The following is a 1,502-nucleotide window of genomic DNA, read 5'->3' on the forward strand; positions in this document are numbered from 1 at the left end:
CGCGACTCACGCATCGCGGCACGCGCCTTTGCGCCCGCACGATTCCGCATCGCCGCCCGTCTCAATCTGAGACGCAACATGCGACACGCGATGCGAATTGCTACGTGATTTGCGCGCGATCAAGCCCGATTCGATGGCCACGCACCATGAAATGGAACCCAACCGGCGCATTGCGGTCTTGAAGCGGGCAGATGGCATGCCATCTGCTTATCGAAGGTCACGCGCCGCTTACGCCGCGCGCCGGACCATCGACCGTTTCACCTTTCGAGCCCGCACCCCACATGAAAAAATCAAGCTTCATCCTTTCAGCAGGATTCCTTATCTGTTTTTCGAACGCGCATGCGCAGAGCTCCGTCCTGATGTTCGGCATCCTCGACGAAGGCATCAACTACACGAGCAATGTCGGCGGCAAGTCGTCATGGCAGATGGCGAGCGGCGATCTCGCGACGAGCCGCTGGGGCATCAAGGGCAACGAGGATCTCGGCGGCGGGCTGCGCGCGATCTTCGACCTCGAGAGCGGCTTCCTGGTCGAAAGCGGCCAGCTCGGCTACGGCGGCCGTTTGTTCGGCTACCAGTCGTATGTCGGGCTGCAATCGGACCGGCTCGGCACGCTGACGCTCGGCCGCCAGTTCGATACCGTCGCCGACACGATCGGGCCGCTGACCGCCAACGGCAGCTGGGCGGGCTTCCTGTTCTCGCATCCGCTCGACAACGACAACACCGATGCGTCGTTCCACGCGAACAACGCGGCGAAGTACACGAGCCCCACGTTCGGCGGCTTTTCCGGCACGGTCATGTATGGGCTGAGCAACCTGGCCGGCGGCTTCGCGCAGAACCGGATGCTCGGCGTCGGCCTGAATTACGCCTACCAGACGCTGTCGGTCGCCGCCGTCTACGAAAACATGTCGAACCCCGGCACCACGGCGGGCGGCGCACTGACGCCGGACGACACGGATTTCGTCGCAGGCAACCAGAAGATCTACGGGATTGGCGTGAACTACGGGATCGGGCCCGCGACGCTGGGTGCGGTCTATTCGCACGTGAACGTCGGCCAGCCCGACGCGTCGATCTATGCGGGCAGTCTCGGCCTCGCGAATGCGCGGCTCACGTTCGACAACTTTGAAGTCAACGCGAAGTACAACGTGACGCCGGCCTTCCTCGTCGGCGGCATGTACACGTACACGCGCGGCGGCCTCGATCGGGCCGGCGCGAAGTCCTCGCTGCACTGGAACCAGTTCGGCGCGATGGCGCAGTACCTGCTGTCGAAGCGCACATCGGTCTATACGCAGGTCGCGTATCAACAGGTGGGCGGCAGCGCGACCGGCACGCCGCTAGACGGCGGGCTCGTGCCCGGTTCACCCGGCGCGTCGTCGAACGGGCACCAGCTCGTCGCGCGCGTCGCGATGAATCACACGTTCTGAACGGGTGCGCCGCGGGGCCCCCCCGGGGCGCGGGGGGAGTACAGGCTGTTATTCACAAAGACGCGCCCCCGAGACATGGGC

General features: G+C 64.8%; 1 protein-coding gene. It reads left to right on the plus strand.

The window, feature by feature from the left end:
• The first annotated feature begins 281 nt into the window (after positions 1-281).
• A complete protein-coding gene (locus JYJ84_RS36480) occupies positions 282-1,421 on the plus strand; it encodes a porin (protein WP_175221688.1) in 1,140 nt (379 codons plus the stop codon).
• Positions 1,422-1,502 lie beyond the last annotated feature (81 nt).

The sequence above is a fragment of the Burkholderia sp. LMG 13014 genome (assembly GCF_905232215.1).
Classification (GTDB): Bacteria; Pseudomonadota; Gammaproteobacteria; order Burkholderiales; family Burkholderiaceae; genus Burkholderia.

Bases quoted from the DNA above. Each gene is read 5' to 3' on its own strand.
- JYJ84_RS36480 (WP_175221688.1), top strand. From the start codon at position 282: ATGAAAAAATCAAGCTTCATCCTTTCAGCAGGATTCCTTATCTGTTTT.